This window comes from Pseudomonas sp. P4_D7 (assembly GCF_056401755.1).
On sequence record NZ_JBFUIR010000003.1, the window covers coordinates 117403 to 141879 of the forward strand.

Sequence of the window (24477 nt, forward strand, 5' to 3'; positions counted from 1 at the left end):
TGCATTGCCTCGTTTCGGTAAAAAGGGATATCGGGAATTCTCGATATCATGGGGTAAAAAATTACAGCTCGCTGCCGATGATCTCGGCCAGCGCGCTGATCGCTGCTTCGTTGCGTTTGTAATAGGTCCACTGCCCAATACGCCTGACTTCGACCAGGCCGGCGCGTTGCAGCGTCGCCAGGTAATCGGACACCGTCGACTGCGACAGCCCGACGCCTTCCTGAATACTGCTGACGCAAACGCCCACCGTATGCACGTCACCTTCGTCCTGGGGAGGAAAGTGTTTCTCGGGATCCTTCAAGCCTTTGAGGATTTCCAGGCGCGTGCGGTTCGAGAGGGCTTTGAAGATTTCGAGTAGTTCCATGCCGCGACGATATCGGAATTTACCGATATGTCAATATCTGAATGTGTTGGCCAGCGACGTGTCATCTGACCCTGTGGGAGCGAGCTTGCTCGCGAAGGCGCTGTGTCAGTCAATGGATGTGCTGACTGTTCAACCGCATTCGCGAGCAAGCTCGCTCCCACAGGGGGCAGTGTTGTGTTTCAGATGAAGTGTCAGCCGCGATACTGGCCGGGCGTTGCCGCCAGATGTTGTTTGAACACCCGCTGAAAATGCGCCTGATCGGCAAACCCGGCTTCCAGCGCCACATCCGCAATCAACTGCCCGCCGCGCAAACGCTCGCGGGCAAACTGGATGCGCTGGTTGACCAGAAACGCGTGGGGCGTCATGCCGTAATGCTGTTTGAAGGCGCGGATCAGGTACGACGGTGACAGCTGCGCGGCGGCGCAGATGTCGTCGAGGTTCAGTACCTCGGTGCAGTGCTCGCGGATGAAATCGGCAGCGCGTTCCAGTTTGAAATTCGGCTCGCGCAGAGAGGGGCCGGCGGGGTTCAAACGCAGTTGCAGATCGCTGAAAAACTCTACCGCAGCGCTTTGCTTGCGCAGCACATCCTGTTGCGGGTCGACCAACGTTTGATACAGCCCGTTCAGTTCGTTGAACAGCGCAGTGTCATCAAGGTGTGTGGTGGAAAAGCGCCGAAACTCGAGATCACTGGCAAAGCCCAACTGATGCTGCAAGTCCGTCAGCCACGGCGTCTCAACGTACAGCATCACATACGACCACGGCTGATCATCGATCGGATTGCACGCATGCACATCGCCGGGGTTCATCAGCACCACGGTGCCCGCCGCGACCTCGAACTGCGCCTGCTCGTGCACATACGTACTGCGCCCGGCGGTGATCGCGCCAATGGAAAAGTGCGCGTGAGAATGCCGGGCGTAGCAGACCTCGCGGCCATCGGCGATGGCCCGCGCTTCAATGAACGGCAGCGCCGCGTCGCGCCAGAAGCGCGGGGCTTTTTCAGGGTGTTTGGCGGCAGCGTGTTTCATCGTTGTTATTCCCGGCAGGCCAGGGCGCCAGTGTATTAGCTCTGGCCGGCAAAGGCCCGTTCGAGTTCGGCAATGTCGAGTTTTTTCATCGTGAACATGGCCTGCATCGCTCGCTGCGATTTGCTGGTGTCGGCATCCAGCATCATCTGCATGAACGCCACCGGCACGATCTGCCACGACACGCCGAACTTGTCCTTGAGCCAGCCGCATTGCTGGGCTTCGACAGGGCCACCCTCGGACAGACGGCCCCAGAAATGGTCGACTTCTTCCTGATTCTGACAATTGACCTGAAATGAAATCGCCTCGCTGAACTTGAACATCGGCCCACCGTTGAGGCCGGTGAAGGTCTGGCCATCGAGTTCGAAACTGACGGTCATCACCGCACCTTCCGGCTTGCCGTGAAATTCCTGGCCGACCTTGCTGTAGTGGGTCAGGCCGGTGATTTTCGAGTGATCGAAGATCGAGCAATAGAACTTCGCGGCGGCTTCGGCCTGATCGTCGAACCACAGGCAGGGCGTGAGCTTTTGAAAGCGTTGCATGGCAGTCATCCTCGGCAGGTTAGACACGCAGGATTTACAGCGTAGTCAGTCCTTGGTCGATTGCCGATGCCGTAGATCGACAATTGCCGAGCATTGGAAATCCCGACGACGGAGACACCGAGCCGCAGATCGGCGTTTCCTTTCGTGCCTTGCTGTAGTCGTAATGACAAGGTTTCGGGTCGAATTGACTGCGTCCGGTTTGTGTCAAATTGACTTGTTATCGTGCAACTAACTGATTCTATTGAATTAAAAATTTGGCACGAGACTTGATGTACTCAACTGACCTAAACGAACCGCTCAGGAGTACGCCACCATGCTCACTTTCTTTGAAAGCCCGCTGAACGTTCTGCACCTTTCGAGCAAAATCCTCGTTGCTGGTCTGCTCATGTTGCTGGCCGGCATCTACGGCGCATATCTCTACAACGGCCACATGCCGATTGCGCTGCTGGTGGCGATGCATTCGCTGACCATCCTCGGCCCGACCCTGATCAAGATCGGCTACGTCATGCGCCTGCTGGCGCAATACCGCATCCGTGGTCCGCAGGTGATCCCGCAAACCGCCTAAATTTGTTTCTACTATCTGGGGTCAACTCCAACCCCTGTGGGAGCGAGCTTGCTCGCGAAGGCGTCGGCAAAGTCGGAATCTGCGTTGCCTGACACACCGCTTTCGCGAGCAAGCTCGCTCCCACAGTGAGGGCGGTGTTTTCAAAATTTAGCGGCGCTCGGCAACCATCAGCAATGACTGCGGCAGCGGACTTTGCGGGTGTTGTGGCTCTTGCAGGCTGGCCAGTTGGAACTCGGCCATATCAAGTGCATTCAACCAGCTCGACAACGTGCGGAAATACCACGGCATCGGCTGCCACTGGCCCTTGAACCCGGCGAAGGATTCTTCGCGCCAGCCATCCTGATAATCCCCAGCCGCCACAGCCCACGGATGCAGTGTCTGAATGACTAAAACCCCGCCGGGAACAAGCAGCGTATTCATCGCCGCAAGCAACGGAATGATGTCCTGATGCAGCAATGAAAAATTGGCGCAGATCAGGTCATAGTCGCGACCGATGTCGATCTTGCCATCGACCAGGATTTCATAAGAGGCGACATGCACCCGCGCCGCCCCCGCCAAACGCGCCGCTTCAATAAGCCGCGCATCGCCATCCACACCGACTGCCTCAATCCCGCGATCCGCCAGCGCCCGCAACATCCAGCCTTCGCCGCAGCCGAGGTCGAGCACACGCTGCGGCTGCCGGCTCATGATCGCCAGCAGAATCGCTTGATCGGTCACCTGCTGACGGCTTTCGATGGCGCCGCTGCGGATCACTTCGATCCAGGCATCAGCGTTGTCGTGCCAGCTCTGCAAAAGGCTGGACTCGGGGGAAGGCATGGCGGTGTCCCGACTTCTGAAAAACCACAGTATGGACGCTGATCGCAAGCCAGGGTTTGTAGATCAGCGCACCCACACAACTCCGAACGCCGATTTCTTTGAGAAATCGATATCAGGCTCATTTTTCGGTCATTTTTTCGAAGCCGCCAAAGCCTCTTTGAGCGCTGCATTTGCACGCTCGGCGGTTTGCGCATCACCGTGCTTTTTCAGCAGCTCAGTGACCTCGGCCAACTGTGCCGCGCTGAGCCCGACGCGCAGGCTTGCCGCCATATGTGCGCGCAGTTGCGATTCCACGCCCGGCGTCGCTGCCAGGGCCCCGACAGTCGCCAGTTCACGGCTTTGCCAGTCAAGGTTGTCGCGCTCGAAGATGTCGCCGAACAGGTGGGTTTGCAGGAACCGGTTGATAACCGGGGCGAACTCGAACACCGGGCCTTTGACCGGGGCGCCCGAAATTTTCGTTTGATTCGCGGTGCCGCTGGCCAGCAGTTCATCCCCAACTGGAATCGCCCGGCCCGGCTCACGCCCCGGCGCATCTTCGATGCCGCGTTGTTTGCGTGCCTGCACCACGGTCATCAGCTCGTTCAAGGCATTGAGGCTGCGCGGGAACCCGACGTAAGCGTAGAGCTGCACGAGAATTTCCCGAGTTTCGCTGATGGTCAGGCCGGCGTCGAGTGCCTGGTTGAGCGCCGAGTTGAGGTTGGGCATGTCGCTGGTCGCCATGAACGCGGCCATCAGTGGAATCGTCTGTTGTTTACTCGACAGGGCTTGTGCGGTGGTTTGCGGAGTAGTCATGGATTGCGGTGTCTCGGCTGCTTGAGTGGTAGCGCTGAACATCGACCCAACGCTCAGGCAGAACGCCATGAGTGCGGGGAGGGCAGCGCTGCTGCGTGTGTCAGTGGCCATCGTGAAAGGCTCCATCCTTTGCGGTGCTGCGATGTCCTGAGTATCCGTGGTCGGGCCATAACCATGGTTCAAGCCCATGCAACCAACGCCGAGGGCGGATACTTCGAGTGGACGGTTGCCGCGTGTGCGCTTGTGCATGTCGATCTCCCTTTGGGCGTGGGGAGAACAGTAGGCGAGGTGGCTGGTGAGGACTAGACGGGTAAATCGGGATGGCTTGATGAGTTCTGCTCATCAATCCACGGAATGAGTGAAGGGGTATCCCTGCACTCATTCGTTTGGGTGACTACTTTGGTACGCGCAGCTTGTCCAGCAGGCGATTGACCAGCAGCTCGTTCAGCATGATCACCTGTTGCAGCGCCAGCAGCGGTTTGCGCTCCGGGCCGCCTATCGAGTTGGCGATGTTACCGGCCATGGAGTGGGCGTAGGAAAGCGACTCACAGGCTTCGACCAACAGGGTTTCGTCATCCAGCGTGGGGTCGACGAGGTAGACGGGGCGAAACTTGGGTGAGCTTGGCGGCGCCCCTAGTGCTTCGGGCCGGAGGTAGTAGTCGAGGGCGCGGTCGGTTGCTTCTTTGAGCTTTTGCGGGTTGAGCGCGGGGTCGTGAGGGATTGGATCGGTGGGTGGCGGATTTGGCGTGATTTTGAACATGGATGAAACTCCTATCGCAGTTTAAGGAGCCATCACTCTCGCTACCAAACGAGTGGGTGGTGGCCATACGCGGGTTGGTAGACCGGCTGCAATAGGAACCCGGCGCTCACGAGTGAGCCCCACGCATGACCACCATTGAACTGAGCCTCCACAAAGAGAAAGCACAGGGTGTCGTCACACGGCTATTACAGACGGGCTACCAAACCCGATCACTGTTTTGCAGTGACAGGCCAACGATATAGCCCGGCCCATAGCCGTGTAAGCCGGCGGATTCTGGCGTACGCGTAGGTAACGACGCAAGGTGTTGTAGGGAGGATGGCGTAACGGTTTGTGTGCTTTAAACGTGATCACTGGATGACGTTTACACATGGGCAATGTCGGTTGGTGGCGGCTTTCGGTTTTGCGTGAGTCTGGGAGATTTTTCCCCCTCACCCCAGCCCTCTCCCCCAAGGGGGCGAGGGGGAAAGGGAGCCGATCTTTGTGCTCTTCAAACCTGAGTTCGACTCGGTATTTCAAGTCGGTGCAACTTGCACATTCAGCGCGGTCAGTTCCCTCTACCTCTGGGAGAGGGTTAGGGTGAGGGCTGTCGTCTGGGTTATCGGTAATTTCGGATCTGAAGAGGAGGTGTGACATGGATCGATTGACTGGCGGTTGCCTATGCGGCGATGTCCGTTTCGAAGTGACAGGTCAGCCCTACCGCGTCGGCATCTGCCACTGCCTCGACTGCCGCAAACGCCACGGCGCGCTGTTCGGCACCTCGGCCATATTTCCCGAGGATGCGCTGAAAGTCACTGGCGAAACCCGCGACTACAACGGGCGCTTTTTCTGCCCGCGCTGCGGCTCTCCGGTGTTCACGCGTTCGGCAGATGAAGTAGAGGTCAACGTCGGATCGCTGGATGAGCCTAATCAGTTCAAACCCACCTACGAACTCTGGACCATCCGCCGCGAGTCGTGGCTGCCGGCGCTGCCACTGGCTCACCACTACGAGCGTGATCGCGAGAGCACGGAGCGTACAGAGGAGTAGAGGGGGCAGAAAACTTCTGGGACTTGGAATGGAGTGAGGATTTTTGGCATGTCACATAGTCCCTGTGGGAGCGAGCTTGCTCGCGAAGGCGTCGTGTCAGTCGACATCAATATTGAAAGTAATGACGCTTTCGCGAGCAAGCTCGCTCCCACAGGGTGCAGTGCATAAACTTACAGATCTTCACCGCGAATAAACGCCAGCAGATCGGCGTTAATCGTCTCGGCCTCCGTCGTCGGCATCCCGTGCGGGAATCCCGGATAAGACTTCAGCGTGCCATTGGGCAGCAACTTCGCCGACAACGGCCCCGAATCCGCGTACGGCACAATCTGATCATCCTCGCCATGCATCACCAGCACCGGTACCGTGACCTTCTTCAAATCCTCAGTAAAATCCGTCTGTGAAAACGCGACGATCCCGTCGTAATGCGCCTTCGCCCCACCAATCATGCCCTGACGCCACCAGTTGGCAATAATCCCCTCCGATGGCGTGGCACCCGGCCGGTTGTAGCCATAAAACGGCCCCGTCGGAATGTCCCGATAGAACTGCGCCCGGTTCGCCGCCAGTTGCGCCTGAAAATCATCGAACACCGATTTCGGCAGCCCACCCGGATTGCTCTCGGTCTGCACCATCAACGGTGGCACCGCACTGATCAATACGCCTTTGGCGACGTTGGCCTGACCATGCCGGGCAATGTAATGGATCACCTCACCGCCACCGGTCGAGTGGCCAACGTGGACAACATTCTTCAGACCCAGATGATTGACCACCGCCAGCGTATCGTCGGCGTAATGATCCATATCGTGGCCATCCCAGACCTGACTCGAACGCCCATGCCCACGGCGATCATGGGCAACCACACGGAAGCCTTTGCCCAGGAAGAACAGCATCTGCGCATCCCAATCGTCGGAACTGAGCGGCCAGCCGTGGTGGAAGTGGATCACTGGCGCGTCTTTCGGGCCCCAGTCTTTGTAGAAAATCTCGACGCCGTCTTTGCTGGTGACAAATCCCATGTTCGCAACTCCAGACCAATCTGATGGATAACCCGCGCGGTGATCGCGGACCGGTTTCGCTCATGACGAGTTTTCTACAGTGCAGGCTCAGTGCGAGCCGTTATCAACTGTAGGATTAAAGTCGACATCTGCATGACCGGTGGTCGCAACGTCTGGCTTCGTACGCAAATTAGGCTTTGCTGAAAGGGATAAGCCGAGGCGCGCGTAGGCTTTGCTGGCCACAGCGGCGCCCCTTCAGAACACCGTGAGTCTGAGGAATTTCCGCGATGCTGACCTTGAATATCAATGGCAAGGATCAGGAGCTCGATGTCCCTGCGGACATGCCGTTGCTCTGGGTCCTGCGCGATGTTGCGCACCTGACCGGTACCAAATTCGGCTGTGGCATGGCCCAGTGCGGGGCCTGCACCGTGCACGTTGACGGGGCGCCGTTGCGCGCCTGCATTACGCCCGCGACCGCCGTGGCCCATGGCCAGAAAATTCTCACCATCGAAGGGCTGTCCACCGACGGTTCGCACCCGGTGCAGCAAGCCTGGGCCGAACTCGACGTGGTGCAGTGCGGTTACTGCCAGTCGGGGCAGATCATGTCTGCGGCGGCACTGCTGGCGAAAATCCCCAAACCTACCGACAGCGATATCGATCAGGCGCTCTCCGGCAATATCTGCCGTTGCGGCACCTATCCCCGCATTCGCGCAGCGGTTAAGCGTGCATCGGAAATCGGCTGATTCACTCTGTGGGAGATAGGCGATGAACAGTCCTGTATCGCGTCGGGGTTTTCTCAAGGGCAGCGCCGTGTTGGGCGGCGGTCTGGTGGTGGCGTTTGTCGTCCCTGGCGGCCACAAGTTTGCCTATGCGGCCGAGAATGAAGGCAAGGTTTTCGCGCCGAATGCGTTTTTGCGCATCGCAGCAGACAACAGCGTCACCGTTTTGCTGGGGCATTCGGAGATGGGCCAAGGCATCTGGACCGGCCTGACCATGTTGATTGCCGAAGAGCTGGACGCCGATTGGTCGAAGATCCGCGTCGAGCACTCACCCGCGTCGGCGGCGGATTACGGCATGCCCGGTTTTGGCGGCATGCAGATTACCGGCGGCTCAACGTCGACGTGGATGGAGTTTGATCGTTATCGGCTGGCAGGCGCGACCGCGCGGCAGATGCTGGTGGAGGCGGCGGCGAAACGCTTCGAGGTGGCGCCGTCGGCCATTCGCACCGAATCGGGTGTGGTGATTGCCGGTGACAAACGTGCAACTTATGGCGAGCTGGCGGATGCCGCCGGGCAATTGCCGGTGCCGGATCCGAAGTCGATTACCTTCAAGGAAGCCAAGGACTGGAAAGTCATTGGCAAACCGACCAAACGCCTCGACACACCGGAGAAAATCACCGGCCGCGCCAAGTTCGGCATGGACGTGCAGTTTGAAGGCTTGATGACCGCAATGGTCGCGCGCCCACCGGTATTCGGTGCCACTGTTAAATCTTTCGAAGGCGCTGAAGCGCTGGCGGTGCCGGGCGTACACAAAGTGGTGCAGGTACCGACGGGCGTGGCGGTGATTGCCGAGCATTACTGGGCGGCGAAACTGGGTCGCGATGCGCTGAAGATCGATTGGGATCTGGGCCCGCATGCCGATCTGAGCAGCGAGAATTTGCTGGCGAGTTTCCGCAAACTGGCCGCCACGCAAGGCACGTCAGCCAGTCAGGCCGGTGATGCCCAGGGCAGTTTTGGCAAAGCGGCGAAGAAGATCGACGTCGAATACAGCGTGCCCTATCTGGCTCATGCGCCGATGGAACCGCTCAACTGCACGGTGAAGATCAGCGCCGAGAAATGCGAAATCTGGACCGGTACGCAGTTTCAGACGCTGGATCAAATGGTCGCCGGCAAGATCACCGGGCTGAAACCGGAGCAGGTCGAAATCCACACCGAATTCCTTGGCGGTGGTTTTGGGCGCCGGGCCAACCCGACTTCAGACTTCGTCGCCGAGGCGGTGCAAGTGGCTAAAGCCGCCGCCATGCCGGTGAAAACCGTGTGGTCGCGCGAAGACGATATTCGCGGCGGGTACTACCGCTCGATGTTTCTGCATCAGGCGAAGATCGGCCTCGGTGCTGATGGCTTGCCGTCGAGCTGGCAGCACGTACTGGTCGGGCAATCGATCATGACCGGCACGTTGATGGAGGCGACGATGGTCAAAAACGGCATCGACCCGACCTCGGTCGAAGGCGTGGCCGACAGTCCTTACGTCAAAGGCCTGGCCAATCATGAGGTTGATCTGCATTCGCCGCAAACGGGCATCAATGTGTTGTGGCTGCGTTCGGTGGGTCATAGCCATACCGGTTTTGTCATGGAATCGCTGATCGATGAAATGGCCACGGCGGCGGGCAAGGATCCGGTCGAGTACCGACGCACCTTGCTCAAGGATCATCCTCGGCATTTGGGCGTTTTAAATCTGGCGGTGGAAAAGGCCAACTGGAAAGCCCCGTTGCCGGACGGCCATGCGCTGGGCGTGGCGGTGCATGAGTCATTCGGCAGTTACGTGGCGCAGGTCGCGGAGGTGTCGCAGGACAATCTGGCAATTCGCGTGCATCGCGTGGTCTGCGCGGTGGACTGCGGGATCGCGGTGAATCCACAGAGCATCGCCGCGCAGATGGAGTCATGCATCACCTTCGGTCTGGGCATGGCGCTGCACAGCAAACTGACGCTCAAGGACGGCGGGGTCGTGCAATCCAACTATCACGATTATCAGGTGCTGCGGCTCAACGAGATGCCGGTAGTCGAGGTGCACATCGTGCCCAGCAGCGACAAACCCGGCGGCATCGGCGAGGCCGGTGTGCCGCCGACCGCGCCAGCGGTGGCCAACGCGGTGTTCGCCCTGACCGGGCAACGCCTGCGCGAGTTGCCGCTGCAACTGTCGGGGGTGTGAGATGAAACGACATCTAGTGTTGGGCACGGTGGTTCTACTGGGGCTGGGCGGTTATGCCTCGGACCTGTTTGCCGATGATCAGGAAGCCTTGAAAGCCTTCACCACGGTACAGAAAGTCTTCCAGAGTCCGCGCTGCCAGAACTGCCACATTCCCGGTGATTCGCCGTTGCAGTTCGACGCCGGCATTCCCCATGCGATGAACGTGGTGCGCGGCATGGACGGCAAGGGCGCGGCCGGTCTGCCTTGCGCGACCTGCCACGCGGAAAACAATCCGCCGGCCAGTTACGGCCCGCATGCACCACCGGGTGCGCCGCACTGGAGCCTGCCGCCGGCGGCGCACAAAATGGCCTGGATCGGCCTGCCACCGGACAAGCTCTGCGCGATGATCAAGGACCGTTCGAGCAATGGCGATCGCGACTTTGCTGCGCTGATCAAGCATGTCAGCGAAGACAAATTGGTGCTGTGGGGCTGGAATCCCGGGGCAGGGCGCGCGCCGGTGCCAGTGCCGCACGATATTTTTGTCACGCAATTCAAGCTCTGGGCCGATGCGGGCGGGCCATGCCCGGTGGCGCAAATGTGAGCCATTGCCAAATTAGCGCTACGCTTGGAAGCATTGTTGCCAATGGAGTGTGCTGATGCTGGTTCCAGGAAAACCTGCGAATGAAACGGCGCGCGTTCAAGCGTTGCACGGTCTTGAGCTGCTCGATTCCGCCCCTGAAGAACGTTTCGACCGACTGACACGGTTGGCGAAACGCCTGTTCAATGTGCCGATTGCACTGGTGACGCTGGTCGACACCAATCGGCAGTGGTTCAAGTCGTGCGTGGGCCTGGATGTCAGCGAGACACCGAGGGATGTCTCGTTTTGCGGTCATGCGATTCTTAACGACGGCCTGCTGTTGGTGCCGGACGCTCGCGAGGATGTGCGCTTCCATGACAACCCGTTGGTGACGGGCGCGCCGAACATTCGTTTCTACGCCGGTTATCCGCTGACCGTGCCCAATGGCAACAAAATGGGCACGCTGTGCCTGATCGACACCAGGCCCCGCGACCTCGACGAGGAAGAGCGTGCGTTGTTGCGTGATCTGGCGGAAATGGCCGAGCAAGAGTTGGCTGCTGTGCAGATCGCGAGCATGGATGAGTTGACGTTGCTGTCCAATCGCCGTGGTTTCAAGCAACTGGCGCAGCATGCACTGGACGCCTGCGCACGGCTGGAACGGCCGGCGACCTTGCTGTTTTTCGACCTCAATGACTTCAAGCAGATCAACGATCTGTATGGGCATGCCGAGGGTGACAGTGCGCTGAAGACTTTTGCCGACGTGCTGCGCATCGCCTTCCGCGAGAGTGATGTGGTCGGGCGGCTCGGTGGCGATGAGTTCGTTGCGCTGCTGACCGGCTCCAGCCATGTCGAAACCACAGCGATCATGGCGCGGCTCAAGGATATTCTCGAAGAGCGCAATGCCACGTTGCACCGGGGCTATGCGATTCGCTTTAGCGTGGGTCAGATCGAATATGACGCCAAGCGCCATGAGACCGTGGATCGGCTGCTGGCGGATGCCGATAGCGCGATGTATGTGCACAAGCAGGCCTTGAAGCGTTGTTAGCGAATGCACCGTAGATCGCTTGTAGGCGTGAGCCTGCTCGCGATAGCGTCCGGCCATCAACCTCTTCATTGCCTGACCCAGCGCTATCGCGAGCAGGCTCACTCCTACAGGGGGGTCGGGTGTTCTCAAATCCCGGTTCACCACAAATCCATGTGGGAACGAGCTTGCTCGCGAAGGCGCTGGATCAGGCCATGATCAGTTGACTGAATGGACGCTTTCGTGAGCAAGCTCACTCCCACRGGTCCTTCGGTGTTCAAAACATCCCGGTTCACCACAAATCCATGTGGGAGCGAGCYTGCTCGCGAAGGCGTCCGGTCAGGCAACATCTCCGTTGAACGTGCTGGCCTCTTCGTGAGCAAGCTCACTCCCACRGGTCCTTCGGTGTTCAAAACATCCCGGTTCACCACAAATCCATGTGGGGAGCGAGCCTGCTCGCGAAGGCGCTGGATCAGGCCATGATCAGTTGACTGAATGGACGCCTTCGCGAGCAAGCTCACTCCCACAGGGGGCAGTGTTGCAGGCATAAAAAAACCCGCCAGATCGGCGGGTTTTTTTATTGGCTAGGCGAAGATCACTCTTCGATGTTGCCCATGGCGGTGGTGTTGAAGCCGCCGTCGACGTACATGATTTCGCCGCTGATGCCCGACGCCAGGTCGGAGCACAGGAAGGCGCCGGCGTTGCCGACTTCGTCGATGGTGACGTTGCGACGCAGTGGGGTTTGCGCTTCGTTGGCGGCCAGCATCTTGCGGAAGTTCTTGATGCCCGAGGCTGCCAGGGTACGGATCGGGCCAGCCGATACGCAGTTGACGCGGGTGCCGTCCGGGCCCAGGGAGCCGGCCAGGTAACGTACGCCAGCTTCCAGCGAAGCCTTGGCCATGCCCATTACGTTGTAGTTCGGCATGGTGCGCTCGGCGCCCAGGTACGACAGGGTCAGCAGGCTGCCGTTGCGGCCTTTCATCATTTCGCGGCCGGCTTTGGCCAGGGCCACGAAGCTGTAGGCGCTGATGTCGTGCGCGATGCGGAAACCGTCACGGGTGGTGGCTTCGGTGAAGTCGCCGTCCAGTTGGTCGCCCGGGGCGAAGCCAACGGAGTGGACGATGCAGTCCAGGCCGTCCCACTTCTTGCTCAGTGCTTCGAAGACCTTGGCGATTTCTTCATCGCTGGCCACGTCGCACGGGAAGCACAGCTCAGGGCTCGAACCCCAGCCTTGGGCGAATTCTTCAACACGACCTTTCAGTTTGTCGTTCTGATAAGTGAAGGCAAGCTCAGCGCCCTCGCGATGCATGGCGGCAGCGATGCCGGATGCGATGGACAGCTTGCTGGCGACACCGACGATCAGTACGCGCTTACCGGCGAGAAAACCCATGTGTTGCTCCTCTTTCAGGTTATTGCGCAGTGGCTGGTGCCAAAAAAGCGGCTTCCAGCAACTGCTGTGTATACGGATGTTGGGGGGCGGCAAAAATACTTTGCGCGTCTCCCTGTTCGACCACTTGGCCATGCTTGACCACCATCAGCTGGTGGCTCAGCGCTTTGACGACAGCCAAATCATGGCTGATAAACAAATACGTCAGGTTGTACTTGGCTTGCAGTGAACGCAACAGCTCCACCACTTGCCGCTGCACCGTGCGGTCGAGTGCCGACGTCGGCTCGTCCAGCAGGATCAGCGCCGGTTTCAGCACCAAAGCCCGGGCAATGGCGATTCGCTGCCGTTGCCCACCGGAAAATTCGTGGGGGTAGCGGTGCCGGGTTTCCGGATCCAGACCTACCTCCTTCAATGCCGCAATAATCGCCGCCTCTTGTTCCTCAGCGGTGCCCATCTTGTGAATCCGCAGGCCTTCGCCAACGATGTCGCTGACACACATGCGCGGGCTCAGGCTGCCAAACGGGTCCTGAAACACCACCTGCATCTCCCGCCGCAACGGGCGAACCTCGTTCTGCGTCAGGCAGTCTAGCTGCTTGCCTTCAAAGCGGATCGCGCCTTTGCTGCCAATCAGCCGCAAAATCGCCAGACCCAGTGTGGATTTGCCGGAACCGCTTTCGCCGACAATCCCCAGGGTCTGACCCTGGGGCAGGCTGAAATTGATGCCATCCACTGCCTTGACGTGATCCACCGTGCGCTTGAGCAGGCCTTTCTTGATCGGGAACCAGACTTTCAGGTCCTCGACCTCAAGCAGCGGCGCGCCGATTTTATTGCTCGCCGGGCCTCCGCTGGGTTCCGCACCGAGCAATTCCCGAGTGTACGGATGCTGCGGCGAACGGAACAGCTCTGCGCACGATGCCTGTTCGACGATGCAACCGCGCTGCATGACACATACACGATGCGCAATTCTTCGCACCAGGTTCAAATCGTGACTGATCAGTAACAGCGACATGCCCAATCTGGCCTGTAATTCCTTGAGTAAATCGAGGATTTTCAGCTGAACGGTCACATCCAGCGCCGTGGTCGGTTCGTCGGCAATCAACAATTCCGGCTCGTTGGCCAGGGCCATGGCGATCATCACACGCTGGCGCTGGCCACCGGACAGCTCGTGGGGCAGAGCCTTGAGGCGCTTGTGCGGCTCGGGGATGCCGACCATCTCCAGCAGCTCCAGCGTGCGCTTGGTCGCGACTTTGCCGGTCAGGCCCTTGTGGATGCCGAGCACTTCGTTGATCTGCTTCTCGATCGAATGCAGCGGATTCAGCGAGGTCATCGGCTCCTGAAAGATCATCGCGATGCGATTACCACGAATGTGGCGAATCGTCTTCTCGCTCAGGCCCAGCAGGTTTTGCCCGGCATAGTTGATGCTGCCGGCCGGATGGCGGGCCATCGGGTAGGGCAGCAGGCGCAGGATTGAGTGCGCGGTCACCGATTTGCCCGAGCCGGATTCGCCGACCAGCGCGAGGGTTTCGCCACGCTTGATGTCGAAACTCACGCCTTCGACGACCCGGTGCACGCGCTCGCCGAAACCGAATTCGACGGCGAGGTCACGCACTTCGATCAGATTGTCCTGATTCATTTCACTTCCTCGGGTCGAAGGCATCGCGAGCGGACTCGCCGATAAACACCAGCAAACTCAACATCAACGCCAGCACGGCAAAGGCACTCATGCCCAGCCACGGCGCTTGCAGGTTGGATTTGCCCTGGGCGACCAGTTCACCCAGCGACGGACTGCCGGCCGGCAAGCCGAAACCGAGGAAGTCCAAAGCGGTGAGGGTGCCGATGGCGCCGGTGAGGATGAACGGCATAAACGTCATGGTCGAAACCATCGCGTTGGGCAGGATGTGGCGGAACATGATCGCGCCGTTCTGCATGCCCAGCGCCCGCGCCGCGCGTACGTATTCAAGGTTGCGGCCACGGAGGAACTCGGCGCGCACCACGTCGACCAGGCTCATCCACGAGAACAGCAGCATGATCCCCAGCAGCCACCAGAAATTCGGCTGGACGAAACTGGCGAGAATGATCAGCAAGTACAGCACCGGCAGCCCTGACCAGATTTCCAGAAATCGCTGCCCGGCCAGATCGACCCAGCCGCCATAGAAGCCCTGCAAAGCACCGGCAATCACGCCGATGATCGAACTCAGCACGGTCAACGTCAGCGCGAACAGCACCGAGATGCGGAAACCGTAGATCACCCGCGCCAGCACATCGCGGCCCTGATCGTCGGTGCCCAGCAGGTTATCCGCCGAGGGCGGCGCCGGGGCCGGGACTTTCAGGTCGTAATTGATGCTCTGGTAGCTGTAGGGAATTGGCGCCCACAACACCCACGCATCCTTGGCCTTGAGCAGTTCGCGGATGTACGGGCTCTTGTAGTTGGCTTCCAGCGGAAATTCGCCGCCGAAGGTGGTTTCCGGGTAACGCTTGATCGCCGGGAAGTACCAGTTGTTGTCGTAATGCACCACCAGCGGCTTGTCGTTGGCGATCAGCTCGGCGCCCAGGCTCAGGCCGAACAGCACCAGAAACAGCCACAGCGACCACCAGCCACGCTTGTTGGCCTTGAACAGTTCGAAGCGGCGGCGGTTGAGAGGGGACAGGTTCATCTCAATGCTCCCGGCTTTCGAAGTCGATGCGCGGATCGACCAGAGTGTAGGTGAGGTCGCCGATCAGTTTCACCACCAGCCCCAGCAGGGTGAAGATAAACAGGGTGCCGAACACCACCGGGTAATCGCGGTTGATCGCCGCTTCGAAACTCATCAGGCCGAGGCCGTCGAGGGAGAAGATCACTTCCACCAGCAAGGATCCTGTGAAGAAGATGCCGATGAACGCCGACGGGAAACCGGCAATCACCAGCAGCATGGCGTTGCGGAACACATGGCCGTACAACACGCGATGACGCGTCAGGCCTTTGGCCTTGGCGGTGACCACGTATTGCTTGTTGATCTCGTCGAGGAAGCTGTTTTTGGTCAGCAGGGTCATGGTCGCGAAGTTGCCGATCACCAGTGCGGTCACCGGCAGCGCCAGGTGCCAGAAGTAATCGAGGATCTTGCCGCCGAAGCTCAGTTCATCGAAGTTGTTTGAGGTCAGACCCCTTAGCGGGAACCAGTCGAGATAACTGCCGCCGGCAAACACCACGATCAGCAGGATCGCGAAGAGAAACGCCGGGATCGCATAGCCGACGATGATCGCCGAACTGGTCCACACGTCGAAATGGCTGCCGTGCCGGGTTGCTTTGGCGATCCCCAACGGGATCGACACCAGGTACATGATCAGCGTGCTCCACAGCCCCAGCGAGATCGACACCGGCATCTTTTCCTTGATCAGGTCGATGACCTTGGCGTCGCGGAAGAAACTGTCGCCGAAATCCAGCTGCGCGTAGTTCTTGACCATGATCCACAGACGTTCCGGGGCCGATTTGTCGAACCCGTACATGTGTTCGATTTCCTTGATCAGCGCTGGGTCCAGACCCTGCGCGCCGCGATAGGACGAGCCGGCCACCGACACCTCGGCACCGCCGCCGGCAATCCGGCTGGTGGCGCCTTCGAAGCCTTCGAGCTTGGCGATCATCTGTTCCACCGGGCCACCGGGCGCGGCCTGGATGATCACGAAGTTGATCAGCAGAATGCCGAACAGGGTCGGGATGATCAGCAGCAGTCGCCGAAAAATATACGCCAGCATCTGATTACTCCGTGCCCACAGGGTCGGCTTGCAGTTTGGTTTCGACTTCTATTGCCGGTTTGGCGTCGGGCTTGACCCACCAGGTATTAATCCCGATGTCGTATTTGGGCGAGACTTTCGGGTGACCGATGTGGTTCCAGTACGCCACGCGCCAGGTCTTGATGTGCCAGTTCGGCACCACGTAGTAACCCCATTGCAGCACGCGATCCAGTGCGCGGGCGTGGGCCACCAGGCTTTTGCGTGAGTCGGCGTTGATCAGGTTTTCGACCAGTTGATCGACAATCGGATCCTTCAGGCCGATAGTGTTGCGGCTGCTCGGTTTGTCGGCAGCGGCGCTCATCCAGAATTCGCGCTGTTCGTTACCCGGTGAGTTGGACTGCGGGAAGCTGCCGACCATCATGTCGAAGTCCCGCGAACGCACGCGGTTGATGTACTGCGAAACGTCGACGCGGCGGATTACCAGATCGATGCCAAGGTCGCTGAGGTTGCGCTTGAATGGCAGCAGTACGCGTTCGAATTCGGTCTGCGCGAGCAGGAACTCGATCACCACCGGTTTGCCCGTGGAGTCGACCATTTTGTCGTCGACGATCTTCCAGCCGGCCTCTTGCAGCAGTTGATAGGCCTCGCGCTGCTGCGCGCGGATCATGCCGCTGGCATCGGTCTTCGGATTCTCGAACGCTTCGCTGAACACCTGCGCCGGCAGTTTGCTGCGGAACGGTTCGAGGATCGCCACTTGATCGGCATCGGGCAGGCCGGTGGCGGCCATTTCCGAGTTCTCGAAATAGCTGCGGGTGCGGAAGTAGGCGCTGTTGAACAGTTGTTTGTTGGTCCACTCGAAATCGAACAGCAGACCGAGTGCCTGACGCACCCGCACATCCTGAAACACCGGGCGACGCAGGTTGAAGACGAAGCCCTGCATGCCGGTCGGGTTGCTGTTGGCGATCTGTTCCTTGATTAAACGGCCTTCGGTAACCGCTGGGATGTTGTAGGCGTTGGCCCAGTTCTTTGCGGTCATTTCCAGCCAGTAATCGAATTGTCCGGCCTTCAGCGCTTCGAGGGCGACGGTGTTGTCGCGGTAGTAATCGGTGGTCATCGTGTCGAAGTTGTAGAAACCACGGTTGACCAGCAGGTCCTTACCCCAGTAATCCTTGACCCGCTCGTAACGCACTGAACGTCCGGCCTTCACTTCGGCGACCTTGTAAGGGCCGCTGCCCAGCGGAATTTCCAGGTTGCCCTTGGTGAAATCGCGATCGGCCCACCAGTGTTTGGGCAGCACCGGTAACTGGCCGAGGATCAGCGGCAGTTCGCGGTTATTGGTGTGCTTGAACTTGAAGAGCACTTTCAGCGGATCTTCGGCGATTACCTCGGAAACGTCGCTGTAATAGCCGCGAAACAGTGGAGAGCCTTCTTTTGTGAGCGTGTTGAAGCTGAACACCACGTCCTCGGCGCGTACCGGGTGGCCGTCGTGGAAGCGCGCTTCCGGGCGCAGGTAGAAACGCACCCAGCTGTTGTCCGGGGCTCTTTCGATCTGCCGGGCGATCAGGCCGTATTCGGTGAAGGGTTCGTCGAGGCTGTGTTTGGTCAGAGTGTCGTAGATCTGCCCGACGTCATCGGCCGGTACGCCTTTGCTGATAAACGGGTTGAGGCTGTCGAAGCCGCCGAAACCGGCCTGACGGAAGATGCCGCCCTTGGGCGCATCGGGGTTCACATAATCGAAATGCTTGAAATCGGCCGGGTATTTAGGCGGCTCGTTGTACAGGGTCACGGCGTGTTGCGGAGCGGCAAAAGCCAGCCCGGCGAACAGCAAACCGCTGGCCTGGACGAGCAGGGCGCGGATCGGTTTCATTGATCTTTCTCCGAAGACTTCAGCCACCACGCGCTCAGGCCCAGGGTGTAGGGCGGCGTGGTGACGAAGGCCAACCGGTTGCGGTAGGCCAGACGGTGATAATTGAGGTACCAATTGGGAATGCTGTAGTGCTGCCAGAGCAGCACGCGGTCGAGCGCCTTGCCGGCGGCGACCTGCTCGTCGCGGGTGCGCGCGGCGAGCAATTGTTCGAGCAGGTGATCCACTACCGGGTTGGCAATGCCTGCGTAATTCTTGCTGCCCTTGACCCCGACCTGACTGGAGTGGAAGTACTGCCACTGCTCCAGGCCCGGACTGAGGGTCTGGTTGAGCGTCATCGAGATCATGTCGAAATCAAATTGATCGAGGCGCTGTTTGTACTGCGCCCGATCCACGGTGCGCAGGCGCGCGTCGATGCCGATGCTGTTGAGGTTCTCGATATAGGGCTGGTAGAGGCGCTCCAGGTTCGGATTGACCAGCAGCAGCTCGAACCGCAGCGGTTGGCCGTCAGCGTTTTGCAGGCGCTGACCGTTGAGCTTCCAGCCGGCTTCGGCGAGCAATGCCAATGCCTTGCGCATGGTTTCCCGGGGAATGCCGCGTCCATCGGTTTTTGGCAGGGTGAACGGCTCGGTGAACAGCTTGGCCGGCAGTTGTTCCTTGTACGGCTTGAGCATCAGCCATTCATGCCCGACCGGCAGGCCGGAGGTGGTGAACTCGCTGTTGGGGTAGTAACTGGTGGTTCGTTTGTAGGCGTCGCTGAACAGTGCGCGGTTGGTCCACTCGAAGTCGAACATCAGGCCCAGCGCTTCACGGGTCTTAACGTCCGAGAACGTCGCACGGCGGGTGTTCATGAACAGGCCCTGAGTCTGGGTCGGGATCTGATGCGGGATCTGCGCCTTGATCACGTCGCCACGGCGCACGGCGGGGAAGTTGTAGCCGTTGGCCCAGTTCTTCGCCTGATGCTCGATGTAAATGTCGAACTCGCCAGCCTTGAACGCTTCGAAGGCCACGTCGCTGTCGCGGTAAAACTCGACTTCCATGCGATCGAAGTTGTACTTGCCGCGATTGACCGCCAAGTCCTTGCCCCAGTAATCCTTGACCCGCTCGAAGATCAACTGCCGGCCCGGCGTCACCGAAGTAATGCGATACGGGCCGCTGCCCAACGGTGGTTCGAAGGTGGTGGCCTTGAAGTCGCGGTCTTTCCAGTAATGCTGCGGCAGCACCGGCAACTCGCCGAGGCGCAGGATCAGCAGCGGATTGCCCGAGCGCTTGAGCACGAAGCGAATGCGCTGCTTGTTGAGAATGTCGACCCGCAGCACTTCCTGCAACGCGGTACGGTACAGCGGATGGCCGTCCTTGAGCAGCGTTCGATAGGAGAAAGCCACGTCATAAGCGGTGATCGGCGTGCCGTCGTGGAAACGCGCCTCGGGACGCAGGTTGAAGACGACCCAGCTGCGATCTTCGCTGTACTCCACCGATTGCGCGATCAAACCATAGCTCGACGCCGGCTCGTCACCGGACGGCGAATACTGGCCGGTGCCGACCATTAGCGGCTCGTTCAGCTCATTGATGCCGTACTGGAGGAAATTCGCGGTGGTCACCGGGCTGGTGCCTTTGAACGTGTACGGATTGACCGTATCGAAGGTGCCGAACGCCATCACCCGCAACGTACCGCCCTTGGGCGCTTGCGGGTTGACCCAGTCGAAGTGGGTAAATCTGGCCGGGTACTTGAGCGTGCCGAACTGCGCATAACCGTGACTTTCGGTAATCGTCGCGCTTGCGGTTGAGCTCAAGGCCAGGCTGATCAGGAGCAGGAGGAGGGGACGCTTCAAGTCAGATCCGATCCAGGCGGCTTGGGCTTAGTGGGCCGTACAGTAACAGCTTGTCTGGACAGGAAAAAGACGGGAGTTAATGCAGGGTTAATCGTTTGCGCGAAGAGCCCCTCACCCTAACCCTCTCCCGGGGGGAGAGGGGACTGACCGAGTTGTTTCTTCGAGCTGCGCCGACCTGAACTGTCGAGCCGAACTTACGTTTTGAAAAGCCCCTCACCCTAACCCTCTCCCGGAGGGAGAGGGGACTGACTGTGGTGTCTGGGCGAATTGCATCGACGTGCGATACCGAGTCGAACTCGGATTTTGAACAGCACGGAGATCGGCTCCCTTTCCCCCTCGCCCCCGTGGGGGAGAGGGCTGGGGTGAGGGGGATCGATCTAAAGCACACCACAAAATCCGGACCAAAAAAAGCCCCTGAAATCTCAGGGGCTCTTCTGTCAGTGCGGCTGATAAACCGTGAGCATCTGCCCCGGCTTCAGTGCTTTGCCCGCACCCGGATTCCAGCGCTTGAGATGCTGCATCTCAACGTTGAAGCGCTTGGCCACGACGTACAGCGTGTCGCCGCGTTTGACCTTGTACTGGGTTTGCTGCGCGCTGTCGTCCTTGCCTTTGCTCTTGCTGTTGGCCGCAATCACCGTGTTGACCCGGCCGGATTTGCGCGCCGGCGCGCGCTTGGTGGTGTCTTGCATCACTAGGGTCTGACCAACCTTGAGGTTCTTGCCGGTCAGCTTGTTCCAGCGCTGCAGATCCTTGACTTCGACCTTGTTGGCCTTGGCGATGGAACCGAGGTTGTCGCCACGCTTCACCCGATAGGCACGCTTGAGCTGCGCCACTTCCGACGGATCGGCGCCTTCGAAGACTGGTTTCAGCGAACGCGGGCTGATCAGCTCTTCCGGACGCATGGTCTGCAAACTGGCCGTCAGCAATTGCGCCTTCGACGTCGGCACCAGCAAATGCTGAGGGCCGTCGATGGTGGTGCGTTGCTTGAAGGCCGGGTTGAGCTGGAACAGTTCGTCTTCGTCGATGTTGGCCACCGCAGCGACCTTGGACAGGTCCATGCGCTGGTTGATTTCGACGACCTGGAAGTACGGTTCGTTGGCGATCGGGTTGAGGTTCACGCCGTAGGCTTCCGGCGCCAGCACCACTTGCGAAAGCGCCAACAGCTTCGGCACGTAGGCCTGGGTTTCCGCCGGCAACGGCAGGTTCCAGTAGTCGGTGGGCAGGCCGAGCTTTTCGTTACGTTCGATGGCACGGCTGACCGTGCCTTCACCGGCGTTGTACGCCGCCAGGGCCAGCAACCAGTCGCCGTTGAACATGTCGTGCAGGCGGGTCAGGTAATCCATCGCTGCGGTGGTCGAGGCGGTGATGTCGCGACGGCCATCATAGAAGCGCGTCTGACGCAGGTTGAAGTAACGCCCGGTGGACGGAATGAATTGCCACAACCCGACTGCATCGGCCCGGGAATAGGCCATCGGGTTGTAGGCGCTTTCAATCACTGGCAGCAGGGCCAGTTCCAGCGGCATGTTGCGTTCTTCGAGGCGTTCGACGATGTAGTGAATATAGAGACTGCCGCGTTCACCGGCGTTCTCGAGGAAAGAGGGATTGCTGGCGAACCACAGGCGCTGTTGCTCGATGCGCGGGTTGACGCCGAGACCTTCCTGCAGCTGAAAGCCCTGGCGCATGCGCTCCCAGATGTCCTGGGGAACCTGTGGGCTGGGCTTTTCGGACAGCCAGATCGGCTTCTGCTTGGCTCGCGCAGCAATGTTCGGCGTATGGGTCGCTTCAGTCTGCGGAGCATGGCTGGAACAGCCCGCCAGCGTGGCGGACACAGCCACCGCGATGGCTTGCGCCAGGCGGGTCAATGCGTCTGAATTGACGGACTTACGTATGGATGACGACATTGGCTGGAAGTAAGTTCCGGGCAAAAATGTCGGGCGATTCTAGAAAGCGCACCCCCTGCGGTCAACCATTCAGAATTTTTGTACCAAGTAGTGGGGGGCTTAGAACTTATCTTTCCAAGCCCGCAGAGCCGCAAATACCTCACTCGGCGCCCGGTTTTGAGCGCCTGCCCGTTCGTCCACTTTTTGTGTAACTAATGTTTCAGAGGTACGCAAGAACGGGTTCGTGAGCTTTTCCAGGGCCAGGGTCGAAGGCAGGGTCATGACGCCGTTTTGCCGCTGCTGAGTGACTTTTTCCAGACGGGCGGCGATCTCCGGATTGCCCGGCTCGACGACAGCGGCAAATTTCAGATTGCTCAGGGTGTATTCATGGGTGCAGTAGACCAGGGTATCTTCCGGTAGAGCAGCGAGGCGGCTGAGCGAGTGGTGCATTTGCTCCGGCGTGCCCTCGAACAGGCGACCGCAACCGGCGGCGAACAGGGTGTCGCCGCAAAACAGCAGGCCGTGGTGGTAATAGGCAATGTGTCCCAAGGTGTGACCGGGCACCGCATAGACGTCGAAGTCCCAGCCGAGCACGCTGACGGTGTCGTTGTCCTCGAGCGCCACGTCGCGCCCCGGGATGCTTTCGCTGGCCGGGCCGTAGACTTTTGCGCCGCTCAGCGTTTTCAGGCGTTCGACGCCGCCGACATGATCATGATGGTGGTGGGTGATCAGAATGTCGCTCAACACCCAGCCCGGATGCGCTGCAAGCCACGCCTGCACCGGCGGGGCATCGCCCGGGTCGACCACGGCGCAGCGCTGGGTGCGGTGATCCTGTAACAACCAGATGTAGTTGTCGGTGAACGCGGGCAGGGCACTGATCTGTATCATCGTCGGAATTCGCCAAGCGGAAAACATTGGCGCATCTTAGTAGTTCCTGGCGCTTTGGAGAATGCGATGAGTGATAAAGCGTTCGCACAGGCTGATCCTGACTGGCTGGCCCTGATCGGTGCAGCCCGTGAATGGCTGTCCGGCCCGCTCGGGCAATTTCTGCTCGATGAAGAGCGGCGCATGCTCGAAGACGAGTTGGGCCGTTTCTTTGGCGGTTATCTGGTGCACTACGGGCCATCGGCCGAAACCCCGCCGTCGGCACCGCAAGTGCAGCGCAATGTGCGCCTCGGTGCACCGTTGCCCGGGGTCGAGATTGTCTGCGAGGAGCAGGCCTGGCCGCTGAGCGAGCATGCCGCCGATGTGGTGGTGATGCAGCACGGTCTGGATTTCTGCCTGTCGCCCCACGGTTTGCTGCGTGAAGCAGCGAGCAGCGTGCGTCCCGGTGGGCATTTGCTGATCATCGGCATCAACCCCTGGAGCACCTGGGGCCTGCGCCATGTGTTCGCCCACGACGCCTTGCGCCAGGCGCGCTGCATCTCGCCGTCGCGGGTCGCCGACTGGCTCAATCTGCTGGGCTTCGCGCTGGAGAAACGCCGCTTCGGGTGCTATCGTCCGCCGCTCGCGTCACCCAAGTGGCAGGCCCGTCTGGCCGGCTGGGAACGCAAGGCCGGTGACTGGCAACTGTCGGGTGGCGGCTTCTATTTACTGGTCGCGCGCAAGATTGTGGTCGGACTGCGACCGTTGCGTCAGGAACGGCGCGAGCCGATGGGCAAGCTGATTCCGCTGCCGATGGCCAAGGTCAACCGCCGCCGCATCGAACCGTAAAACTTTCTTTTATTTGTGGCCGGGTGTGTCCCGGCCTCGGTCATTGTCGATCCGTGATCGGCAGGACAGGCATTTTTCTGGATAGATTGGCATGAGCGAAAGCGTTGAAAGCGTCGACACCGTAGAGCTGTTCACTGACGGCGCCTGCAAAGGCAACCCCGGCCCCGGCGGCTGGGGCGCCTTGCTAGTGTGCAAGGGCGTCGAAAAGGAACTGTGGGGTGGCGAAACCAACACCACCAACAACCGCATGGAACTGCTCGGCGCGATCCGTGGCCTCGAAGCCTTGAAGCGCCCCTGTGAAGTGCTGCTGGTGACCGACTCGCAATACGTGATGAAGGGCATCAACGAGTGGATGGCCAACTGGAAGAAGCGCGGTTGGAAAACCGCCGCGAAAGAGCCGGTAAAGAACGCTGATCTTTGGAAGGAGCTGGATGAGCAGGTCAACCGCCACAAGGTCACCTGGAAATGGGTGCGTGGGCATATTGGCCATCACGGTAACGAGCGGGCCGACCAGTTGGCTAACCGTGGCGTTGACGAAGTGCGCGGCTACAAGCAAAGCTGATTTCGCTTCTGAACCGTGGTGCGGCCATTTACGAGCAAGCTCGCTCCCACAGGGAAATGCATTCCAGATCTGATGCCCTTCCCTGAATTGGAATGCATTCCAATGTGGGAGCGAGCTAGCTCGCGAAGCGCGCGCCACGGTCTGACTGAAAC

The 24477-nt window shown here is 59.7% G+C and carries 23 protein-coding genes; 8 read left to right on the forward strand and 15 right to left on the reverse strand.

Going from position 1 to position 24477, the window contains the following annotated elements:
* Window positions 1-61 precede the first annotated feature (61 nt).
* The 3 genes from AC1DVF_RS03700 to AC1DVF_RS03710 form a co-directional block, all read right to left on the reverse strand.
* A complete protein-coding gene (locus AC1DVF_RS03700) occupies window positions 62-364 on the reverse strand; it encodes an ArsR/SmtB family transcription factor (protein WP_077572353.1) in 303 nt (100 codons plus the stop codon).
* A gap of 191 nt (window positions 365-555) precedes the next feature.
* Entirely contained in the window at window positions 556-1389 is an 834-nt protein-coding gene (locus tag AC1DVF_RS03705; protein WP_460091243.1) for an AraC family ligand binding domain-containing protein, read from the reverse strand.
* 35 nt (window positions 1390-1424) lie between these two features.
* On the reverse strand, window positions 1425-1928 hold the full coding sequence (locus AC1DVF_RS03710; RefSeq protein ID WP_186625473.1) for a VOC family protein: 504 nt from the start codon (window positions 1926-1928) through the stop codon (window positions 1425-1427).
* A gap of 313 nt (window positions 1929-2241) precedes the next feature.
* Here AC1DVF_RS03710 and AC1DVF_RS03715 point away from each other — a divergent pair, with 313 nt between their 5' ends.
* The gene (locus tag AC1DVF_RS03715) at window positions 2242-2493 is read left to right on the forward strand and encodes a transmembrane sensor/regulator PpyR (protein ID WP_099756519.1); all 252 of its coding nucleotides are present in this window, start codon (window positions 2242-2244) and stop codon (window positions 2491-2493) included.
* A 147-nt stretch (window positions 2494-2640) separates the two neighbouring features.
* On the opposite strand, the gene AC1DVF_RS03720 is transcribed toward AC1DVF_RS03715, so the two are convergent.
* From AC1DVF_RS03720 to AC1DVF_RS03730, 3 genes are all read right to left on the reverse strand, one after another.
* Window positions 2641-3309: a class I SAM-dependent methyltransferase gene (locus AC1DVF_RS03720; protein WP_320336596.1), complete on the reverse strand. Its 669-nt coding sequence runs from the start codon at window positions 3307-3309 to the stop codon at window positions 2641-2643.
* 129 nt (window positions 3310-3438) lie between these two features.
* Window positions 3439-4350, reverse strand: coding sequence for a carboxymuconolactone decarboxylase family protein (locus AC1DVF_RS03725; RefSeq protein ID WP_460091240.1), 912 nt, complete (start codon window positions 4348-4350; stop codon window positions 3439-3441).
* Window positions 4351-4495: 145 nt separating this feature from the next.
* Window positions 4496-4861 (reverse strand): DUF6124 family protein, encoded by a 366-nt coding sequence (locus tag AC1DVF_RS03730; RefSeq protein WP_460091238.1) that lies wholly within the window; start codon window positions 4859-4861, stop codon window positions 4496-4498.
* A gap of 631 nt (window positions 4862-5492) precedes the next feature.
* Here AC1DVF_RS03730 and AC1DVF_RS03735 point away from each other — a divergent pair.
* Window positions 5493-5885, forward strand: coding sequence for a GFA family protein (locus AC1DVF_RS03735; protein WP_477782024.1), 393 nt, complete (start codon window positions 5493-5495; stop codon window positions 5883-5885).
* Window positions 5886-6055: 170 nt separating this feature from the next.
* On the opposite strand, the gene AC1DVF_RS03740 is transcribed toward AC1DVF_RS03735, so the two are convergent.
* The gene (locus tag AC1DVF_RS03740; protein WP_180699112.1) at window positions 6056-6895 is read right to left on the reverse strand and encodes an alpha/beta fold hydrolase; all 840 of its coding nucleotides are present in this window, start codon (window positions 6893-6895) and stop codon (window positions 6056-6058) included.
* Window positions 6896-7161: 266 nt separating this feature from the next.
* On the opposite strand from AC1DVF_RS03740, the gene AC1DVF_RS03745 reads away from it, so the two are divergent.
* The 4 genes from AC1DVF_RS03745 to AC1DVF_RS03760 are packed head-to-tail and all read left to right on the forward strand — an operon-like array spanning window position 7162 to window position 11403.
* Window positions 7162-7617, forward strand: coding sequence for a (2Fe-2S)-binding protein (locus AC1DVF_RS03745; protein ID WP_003224136.1), 456 nt, complete (start codon window positions 7162-7164; stop codon window positions 7615-7617).
* A gap of 22 nt (window positions 7618-7639) precedes the next feature.
* Window positions 7640-9802: a xanthine dehydrogenase family protein molybdopterin-binding subunit gene (locus tag AC1DVF_RS03750; protein WP_477782025.1), complete on the forward strand. Its 2163-nt coding sequence runs from the start codon at window positions 7640-7642 to the stop codon at window positions 9800-9802.
* Window position 9803: 1 nt separating this feature from the next.
* Window positions 9804-10382, forward strand: a complete 579-nt coding sequence (locus AC1DVF_RS03755; protein ID WP_095047912.1) for a hypothetical protein — start codon at window positions 9804-9806, stop codon at window positions 10380-10382.
* A gap of 55 nt (window positions 10383-10437) precedes the next feature.
* On the forward strand, window positions 10438-11403 hold the full coding sequence (locus tag AC1DVF_RS03760; RefSeq protein WP_460129117.1) for a GGDEF domain-containing protein: 966 nt from the start codon (window positions 10438-10440) through the stop codon (window positions 11401-11403).
* A 571-nt stretch (window positions 11404-11974) separates the two neighbouring features.
* Here the strand turns inward: AC1DVF_RS03760 and fabI are convergent.
* The 8 genes from fabI to gloB all read right to left on the reverse strand — a co-directional run bounded on the left by fabI (window position 11975) and on the right by gloB (window position 22938).
* Entirely contained in the window at window positions 11975-12769 is a 795-nt protein-coding gene (fabI, locus tag AC1DVF_RS03765) for an enoyl-ACP reductase FabI (protein WP_007910591.1), read from the reverse strand.
* A 19-nt stretch (window positions 12770-12788) separates the two neighbouring features.
* Entirely contained in the window at window positions 12789-14399 is a 1611-nt protein-coding gene (locus AC1DVF_RS03770) for an ABC transporter ATP-binding protein (protein ID WP_095111844.1), read from the reverse strand.
* Window position 14400: 1 nt separating this feature from the next.
* On the reverse strand, window positions 14401-15420 hold the full coding sequence (locus AC1DVF_RS03775) for an ABC transporter permease (RefSeq protein WP_093430714.1): 1020 nt from the start codon (window positions 15418-15420) through the stop codon (window positions 14401-14403).
* A gap of 1 nt (window position 15421) precedes the next feature.
* A complete protein-coding gene (locus tag AC1DVF_RS03780) occupies window positions 15422-16495 on the reverse strand; it encodes a microcin C ABC transporter permease YejB (RefSeq protein ID WP_007910584.1) in 1074 nt (357 codons plus the stop codon).
* A 4-nt stretch (window positions 16496-16499) separates the two neighbouring features.
* Window positions 16500-18341: an extracellular solute-binding protein gene (locus AC1DVF_RS03785; protein ID WP_477782026.1), complete on the reverse strand. Its 1842-nt coding sequence runs from the start codon at window positions 18339-18341 to the stop codon at window positions 16500-16502.
* Window positions 18338-20170, reverse strand: coding sequence for an extracellular solute-binding protein (locus AC1DVF_RS03790; protein ID WP_477782027.1), 1833 nt, complete (start codon window positions 20168-20170; stop codon window positions 18338-18340). Before AC1DVF_RS03790 ends, AC1DVF_RS03785 begins: the two co-directional genes overlap by 4 nt.
* Before the next feature lie 437 nt (window positions 20171-20607).
* Entirely contained in the window at window positions 20608-22071 is a 1464-nt protein-coding gene (locus tag AC1DVF_RS03795) for a transglycosylase SLT domain-containing protein (RefSeq protein ID WP_093430717.1), read from the reverse strand.
* Between the two features lie 99 nt (window positions 22072-22170).
* On the reverse strand, window positions 22171-22938 hold the full coding sequence (gene gloB / locus AC1DVF_RS03800; RefSeq protein ID WP_477782028.1) for a hydroxyacylglutathione hydrolase: 768 nt from the start codon (window positions 22936-22938) through the stop codon (window positions 22171-22173).
* A 66-nt stretch (window positions 22939-23004) separates the two neighbouring features.
* Between gloB and AC1DVF_RS03805 the strand changes: the two genes are divergently transcribed.
* Both AC1DVF_RS03805 and rnhA read left to right on the forward strand, forming a co-directional pair.
* On the forward strand, window positions 23005-23763 hold the full coding sequence (locus AC1DVF_RS03805) for a class I SAM-dependent methyltransferase (protein ID WP_093430718.1): 759 nt from the start codon (window positions 23005-23007) through the stop codon (window positions 23761-23763).
* A 91-nt stretch (window positions 23764-23854) separates the two neighbouring features.
* Complete coding sequence (gene rnhA / locus AC1DVF_RS03810; RefSeq protein ID WP_093430719.1) at window positions 23855-24325, forward strand: ribonuclease HI; 471 nt, start codon at window positions 23855-23857, stop codon at window positions 24323-24325.
* Window positions 24326-24477 lie beyond the last annotated feature (152 nt).

Bases quoted from the DNA above. Each gene is read 5' to 3' on its own strand.
- rnhA (WP_093430719.1), top strand. From the start codon at position 23,855: ATGAGCGAAAGCGTTGAAAGCGTCGACACCGTAGAGCTGTTCACTGAC.
- AC1DVF_RS03725 (WP_460091240.1), bottom strand. From the start codon at position 4,350: ATGCACAAGCGCACACGCGGCAACCGTCCACTCGAAGTATCCGCCCTC.
- AC1DVF_RS03720 (WP_320336596.1), bottom strand. From the start codon at position 3,309: ATGCCTTCCCCCGAGTCCAGCCTTTTGCAGAGCTGGCACGACAACGCT.
- AC1DVF_RS03770 (WP_095111844.1), bottom strand. From the start codon at position 14,399: ATGAATCAGGACAATCTGATCGAAGTGCGTGACCTCGCCGTCGAATTC.
- AC1DVF_RS03700 (WP_077572353.1), bottom strand. From the start codon at position 364: ATGGAACTACTCGAAATCTTCAAAGCCCTCTCGAACCGCACGCGCCTG.
- fabI (WP_007910591.1), bottom strand. From the start codon at position 12,769: ATGGGTTTTCTCGCCGGTAAGCGCGTACTGATCGTCGGTGTCGCCAGC.
- AC1DVF_RS03795 (WP_093430717.1), bottom strand. From the start codon at position 22,071: ATGTCGTCATCCATACGTAAGTCCGTCAATTCAGACGCATTGACCCGC.
- AC1DVF_RS03745 (WP_003224136.1), top strand. From the start codon at position 7,162: ATGCTGACCTTGAATATCAATGGCAAGGATCAGGAGCTCGATGTCCCT.
- AC1DVF_RS03705 (WP_460091243.1), bottom strand. From the start codon at position 1,389: ATGAAACACGCTGCCGCCAAACACCCTGAAAAAGCCCCGCGCTTCTGG.
- AC1DVF_RS03730 (WP_460091238.1), bottom strand. From the start codon at position 4,861: ATGTTCAAAATCACGCCAAATCCGCCACCCACCGATCCAATCCCTCAC.
- AC1DVF_RS03740 (WP_180699112.1), bottom strand. From the start codon at position 6,895: ATGGGATTTGTCACCAGCAAAGACGGCGTCGAGATTTTCTACAAAGAC.
- AC1DVF_RS03755 (WP_095047912.1), top strand. From the start codon at position 9,804: ATGAAACGACATCTAGTGTTGGGCACGGTGGTTCTACTGGGGCTGGGC.
- AC1DVF_RS03785 (WP_477782026.1), bottom strand. From the start codon at position 18,341: ATGAAACCGATCCGCGCCCTGCTCGTCCAGGCCAGCGGTTTGCTGTTC.
- AC1DVF_RS03715 (WP_099756519.1), top strand. From the start codon at position 2,242: ATGCTCACTTTCTTTGAAAGCCCGCTGAACGTTCTGCACCTTTCGAGC.
- AC1DVF_RS03710 (WP_186625473.1), bottom strand. From the start codon at position 1,928: ATGCAACGCTTTCAAAAGCTCACGCCCTGCCTGTGGTTCGACGATCAG.
- AC1DVF_RS03760 (WP_460129117.1), top strand. From the start codon at position 10,438: ATGCTGGTTCCAGGAAAACCTGCGAATGAAACGGCGCGCGTTCAAGCG.
- gloB (WP_477782028.1), bottom strand. From the start codon at position 22,938: ATGATACAGATCAGTGCCCTGCCCGCGTTCACCGACAACTACATCTGG.
- AC1DVF_RS03805 (WP_093430718.1), top strand. From the start codon at position 23,005: ATGAGTGATAAAGCGTTCGCACAGGCTGATCCTGACTGGCTGGCCCTG.
- AC1DVF_RS03780 (WP_007910584.1), bottom strand. From the start codon at position 16,495: ATGCTGGCGTATATTTTTCGGCGACTGCTGCTGATCATCCCGACCCTG.
- AC1DVF_RS03735 (WP_477782024.1), top strand. From the start codon at position 5,493: ATGGATCGATTGACTGGCGGTTGCCTATGCGGCGATGTCCGTTTCGAA.
- AC1DVF_RS03750 (WP_477782025.1), top strand. From the start codon at position 7,640: ATGAACAGTCCTGTATCGCGTCGGGGTTTTCTCAAGGGCAGCGCCGTG.
- AC1DVF_RS03775 (WP_093430714.1), bottom strand. From the start codon at position 15,420: ATGAACCTGTCCCCTCTCAACCGCCGCCGCTTCGAACTGTTCAAGGCC.